This is a genomic window from Mesorhizobium sp. M7A.F.Ca.CA.004.04.2.1, assembly GCF_004022825.1.
Taxonomy (GTDB): domain Bacteria; phylum Pseudomonadota; class Alphaproteobacteria; order Rhizobiales; family Rhizobiaceae; genus Mesorhizobium.
The window spans coordinates 1-5,365 of record NZ_RZPH01000358.1 but is presented as its reverse complement, the minus strand read 5'-3'; the positions used below and the strand labels follow the sequence as shown (position 1 = coordinate 5,365).

At 60.9% G+C, this 5,365-nt stretch carries 5 protein-coding genes; all 5 read left to right on the top strand.

Features of this window, described 5'->3' with window-relative positions:
- On the top strand, positions 1 to 718 hold a 718-nt coding region (locus tag EN893_RS17105), incomplete at its 5' end, for a pyridoxal-dependent decarboxylase (RefSeq protein ID WP_164900927.1).
- A gap of 127 nt (positions 719 to 845) precedes the next feature.
- Positions 846 to 1,613 (top strand): DeoR/GlpR family DNA-binding transcription regulator, encoded by a 768-nt coding sequence (locus EN893_RS17100; protein ID WP_127258922.1) that lies wholly within the window; start codon positions 846 to 848, stop codon positions 1,611 to 1,613.
- 125 nt (positions 1,614 to 1,738) lie between these two features.
- Positions 1,739 to 3,265 (top strand): glycerol-3-phosphate dehydrogenase, encoded by a 1,527-nt coding sequence (gene glpD / locus EN893_RS17095; RefSeq protein ID WP_127269022.1) that lies wholly within the window; start codon positions 1,739 to 1,741, stop codon positions 3,263 to 3,265.
- 42 nt (positions 3,266 to 3,307) lie between these two features.
- Positions 3,308 to 4,387 carry an ABC transporter ATP-binding protein gene (locus EN893_RS17090; RefSeq protein WP_127269023.1) on the top strand — a complete coding sequence of 360 codons (1,080 nt, stop codon included), beginning with the start codon at positions 3,308 to 3,310 and terminating at the stop codon, positions 4,385 to 4,387.
- Positions 4,388 to 4,396: 9 nt separating this feature from the next.
- Positions 4,397 to 5,365: ABC transporter ATP-binding protein (locus EN893_RS17085; protein ID WP_164900926.1), on the top strand; the 969-nt coding region annotated here is incomplete at its 3' end.

Below are 5,365 nucleotides of genomic sequence, written 5' to 3'. Positions count from 1 at the left end.
ATTCCGGACAGATCATCGCCGATCCCGCCCATGCGGCGCCGACGATATTGCAGCGGTTGTCGAGGTCGCACGGCGGCATGGGCTTTATCTTCACGTCGACGCCGCATGGGCGGGATCGGCGATGATCTGTCCGGAATATCGGCATTTCTGGACAGGCGTCGAAGGCGCCGATTCAATCGTTTTCAATCCGCACAAATGGCTGGGCGCCCAGTTCGACTGCTCTATCCAGTTCCTGCGCGATCCCGAAAGCCATGTGAGGACGCTGGCCATCAAGCCGGATTATCTGAAGACACACGGCCACGACGGCATCATCAACTATTCCGAATGGTCGGTGCCGCTCGGCAGGCGATTTCGCGCGCTGAAATTGTGGTTCCTGCTGCGCGCCCATGGCCTGGAAAATCTGCGCACGATGATCCGCAATCATGTCGGGTGGAGCGAAGCGCTGGCGGCGCGGCTGGCAAGGGAGTTGGATTTCGAGATCGTCAGCGAACCGATGCTGTCGTTGTTCTCGTTCCGACACAAGATCGCAACCGACGCGGACGAGCACAATCTGCGCCTGGTCAATGCGATCAACGACGATGGCCGCATCTACCTGACGCAGACGAAGGTCGATGGCAGGATCGCAATCCGGTTCCAGGTCGGACAGTTCGAGGCGACCGCCGCCGATGTTGATACGGCCTTCACCGTCATCACGGAAATCGCGCGCGCAATGGATTGATCGGGCACAATCTGGTTTGCGTTCGTATTCACCTTGGCAATCACATGCATTTCATTAGCCGGCTTATGCCTTTTCATCGGTTTCGTTTTCGACTATAGACAAGAAAAACGAAAACGGGAGGTTGCCTATGTATCTGTCGCCGCGCCATGCCGAGATTATCCAGATGGCCAAGGATCATGGCCGCGTGCTGGTCGATGATCTGGCCACCCACTTCAATGTGACGCCGCAGACCATACGCAAGGACCTCAACGATTTGTGCGACCAGCGGCTGCTCTCGCGCATCCATGGCGGCGCGTTGTATCCCTCCGGCATCGAGAACATGGAATATGAGGCGAGACGCAAGATCGCCGCCGACGAGAAGGAGGCGATCGGCCGTGCGGCCGCCAGGCTGATCCCCGACAATGCCTCGCTGTTCATCAACATCGGCACCACGACCGAGTCGGTCAGCAAGGCGTTGCTCGATCACAACGGGCTCATGGTCATCACCAATAACATCAATGTTGCCAATAGGATGCGGATATATCCCTCGATCGAGGTGGTGATCGCCGGCGGGGTTGTGCGCGGTTCCGATGGCGGTGTGGTCGGCGAAGCGGCGGTCGACTTCATCAGGCAGTTCAAGGTCGACTATGCGGTGATCGGTGCATCCGCCATCGACCATGACGGCGCCTTGCTCGATTTCGATTTTCGCGAGGTCAAGGTGGCGCAGGCGATCATCGCCAATGCAAGGCATGTCATCCTGGTTTCCGACCAGACCAAATTCGAGCGAACCGCACCGGTGCGCATCGGCCATCTGTCGCAGGTCAACACCTTCATCACCGATCGTTGCGACATCCCGTCAGTGCGCAAGATCTGCCAGGAGGCCGAGGTTCAGTTGATCGAGACGTCGCTCGCCTAGGCGGTTTCTGCCCGATATCACGCGCTCGTGATATTTCGTTTGACATTCGTTATCATTTCGAAATAATTCCGACACGGTTTCGTAAAAGCCCAAAAATGGTGCAATGCGAAATCGTTGGAGGAATTGTGGACGCATCTCCGATCCGTGACATTTTCGTCATAGGTGGCGGCATCAATGGCTGCGGCATTGCCCGTGATGCCGTCGGTCGTGGCTTTTCCGTGTTTCTCGCCGAGATGAACGACCTAGCCAGCGGAACCTCCTCGGGTTCGACCAAATTGATCCATGGCGGCCTGCGCTACCTCGAATTCTACGAATTCCGCCTGGTGCGAGAGGCGCTGATGGAGCGCGAGGTTTTGTGGAAGAACGCGCCGCACATCATCTGGCCGATGCGGTTCGTGCTGCCCTATGCCAAAGGCCTGCGTCCGGCCTGGCTGATCAGGCTCGGTCTCTTCCTCTACGATCACATTGGCGGGCGCAAATTGCTGCCCGCGACCCGGACGCTGGACATGGCCAGGGATCCGGCCGGCAAGCCTTTGAAGCCGCTGTTCAAGAAGGCCTTCGAATATTCGGATGGCTGGGTCAATGATGCGCGACTGGTGGCGCTGAACGCGCGTGATGCCGCCGACCGCGGCGCCACGGTCCGCACCCGCACGAAAGTGACCGGCGCGCGCCGCGAAAACGGCCTGTGGGCAATCCAGATCGAGGACCTGCAGACCGGCGAGACCGAGGAGATCAAGGCGCGACTGCTGGTCAATGCCGCCGGCCCCTGGGTCGATCATGTGCTGTCCGGCGTCGTCGGGCTCAACGATGTGCACAATGTCCGCCTCGTGCAGGGCAGCCACATTGTCATCGCCAGGAAGTTCGACGATCCACGCGCCTATTTCTTCCAGAACAAGGATGGCCGCATCATCTTCGCCATTCCCTATGAGGAAGAGTTCACACTGATCGGCACCACCGACCAGGATTATCCCGGCGATCCGCATGACGTGAAGATCAGCGACACCGAGATCGATTACCTCTGCGCCGCGGCAAGCGAATATTTCGCCCAACCCGTCAAGCGCTCGGACATCGTCTGGACCTATTCGGCCGTCCGTCCGCTCTATGATGACGGAGCCTCCAAGGCGCAGGAAGCGACGCGGGACTATGTGCTCAAGGCCGATGGCGGCGACGGCGCCGCCCCAATTGTCAATGCTTTTGGCGGCAAGATCACCACCTATCGCCGGCTGTCGGAATCGATGCTGGAAAAGATCGAGAGTTTTCTCGGCAAACGCGGCAAGCCGTGGACGGCAAACGCGCCGCTGCCGGGCGGCGATTTCCCGGCCACCGGTTTCGATGCCGAAGTGGCGAAATTGAAAACCGCTTATCCATTCCTCGACGCGCGCCTGGCTCGCCGGTTGACCCGGCTCTATGGAACCCGCGCGAGGATGCTGCTGGGGCTGGCCAAATCGAACGTCGATCTCGGCCGCAACTTCGGCGCCGATCTCTACGAGGCCGAGGTGCGCTATCTCGTTCAAAACGAATGGGCCGTCACATCAGAAGATGTATTGTGGCGCCGGACCAAGCGCGGTCTGCATCTCAGCCGCGAGCAGGTGGCGGCGCTCGATGAGTTCATGCGCGGCATAAGCCGGCGCCATGTCGCGGCTGCCGAATGAAGAGGGGTTTGAGCTGATGCGGAAGGCCTGGGAGGAGGCGTCATGCTGGAACTGAGAAACGTCACCAAGGCGGTCGGCGCGGTCGAGCATATAAGCGACGTGTCGCTGACGCTCCAGCACGGCTCGCTCAACGTCCTGCTCGGACCTACGCTTTCCGGCAAGACAAGCCTGATGCGGCTGATGGCCGGCCTGGACGTGCCGACCTCCGGTTCGATCTGGTTCGACGGCCAGAATGTCACCGGTGTGCCGGTGCAGAAGCGCAAGATCGCCATGGTCTACCAACAGTTCATCAACTATCCGGCGATGACCGTTTATGAGAACATTGCTTCGCCGCTGCGGGTGGCCGGCATCGAGCAGGCCAGGATCGACAGCCAGGTGCGTGAAGCCGCGGCTCTTCTCAAGCTGACGCCCTATCTCGACCGCACGCCGCTCAGCCTGTCCGGTGGCCAGCAGCAGCGCACCGCGCTGGCGCGCGCCATCGTCAAGAACGCAAGCCTGGTCCTGCTCGACGAACCGCTCGCCAATCTCGACTACAAATTGCGCGAGGAACTGCGCGCCGAATTGCCCAGGATATTCGCCGCCGCCGGCACCATCTTCGTCTACGCCACGACCGAGCCGCACGAGGCGCTGCTGCTCGGCGGCAACACGGCGACGCTTTCGCAAGGCAAGATCACCCAGTTCGGACCGACCATCGAGGTGTTCCGCAAGCCGGTAGATCTGGTGACAGCCAGGACATTTTCCGATCCACCGCTCAATACTATAGTGCTTGCCAAGAAGGGCCGGGATTTCCTGCTCGAGGGCGGCGTGAACCTGCCGGTGCCGGCCGAGCTCTCCGGCATTGCCGATGCCATGTACACGATCGGTTTTCAGCCGCACCACCTGTCGCTCGAGCGGCCCAATGCGGCGGCCGTACCGGTGCGCGCCAAGGTGACGATCACCGAGATCACCGGATCGGAGAGCTTCATCCATCTCGATTTCGCCGATGCGCGCTGGGTCATGCTGACCCATGGTATCAGGCATTTCGAGCCGGACGAGGTGGTCGAGGTGTTCATCGATCCGCGCCACATCATGGTTTTCGACGAGCACGGCAGCGCCGTGACTGCGCCGAAGCTGGCGGCTTGAGGGCAAGAGATGGCACGCATCGACGTCAACCATGTCAGGCATTCCTACCTGCCGAACCCGCAGAAGGATGCCGATTTCGCGCTGCGGGAAGTGCATCATGTCTTCGAGGACGGCGGCGCCTATGCGCTGCTCGGGCCCTCCGGTTGCGGCAAGACCACGCTGCTCAACATCATTTCGGGATTGTTGCACCCCTCGCACGGCCAGTTGCTGTTCAACGGCAAGGACGTGACCAATTTGTCGACGCAGGAGCGCAACATCGCGCAGGTGTTCCAGTTCCCGGTCATTTACGACACCATGACCGTCTACGACAATCTGGCCTTCCCGCTGCGCAACCGCGGTGTGCCGGAAGCCGATGTCGACCGCAAGGTTCGCGAGACGCTGGAGATGATCGATCTGGCGTCGTGGGCGAAGAAGAAGGCGAGGGGCCTGACCGCCGACCAGAAGCAGAAGATCTCGCTCGGCCGCGGGCTGGTGCGCTCCGACGTCAACGCCATCCTGTTCGACGAGCCGCTGACCGTCATCGATCCGCACATGAAGTGGGTGCTGCGCTCGCAGCTGAAGCAGTTGCACCGCCGCTTTGGCTACACCATGGTCTATGTGACCCACGACCAGACCGAGGCGCTGACCTTCGCCGAGCAGGTCGTGGTCATGTATGATGGCGGCATCGTGCAGATCGGCACACCGGCCGAATTGTTCGAACGCCCGCGCCATACCTTCGTCGGTTATTTCATAGGCTCGCCAGGCATGAACGTCATGCCGGTGGCGATCGACGGCAAGACGGCGACGCTCGGCTCGCAGCGCATCGAACTGCCGGGCGCACCCAAGGCAGCCAGCGGCGCCGTCGAGCTCGGCATCCGTCCCGAATATGTCCGGCTCGGCCGCGAAGGCATGACCGTGCAGGTCAGCAAGGTCGAGGATCTCGGTCGCCACAAGGTGGTGCGCGCCAAGCTCGAAGGCCGCGATATCTCTGCCGTGATC

Bases quoted from the DNA above. Each gene is read 5' to 3' on its own strand.
- EN893_RS17090 (WP_127269023.1), top strand. From the start codon at position 3,308: ATGCTGGAACTGAGAAACGTCACCAAGGCGGTCGGCGCGGTCGAGCAT.
- EN893_RS17100 (WP_127258922.1), top strand. From the start codon at position 846: ATGTATCTGTCGCCGCGCCATGCCGAGATTATCCAGATGGCCAAGGAT.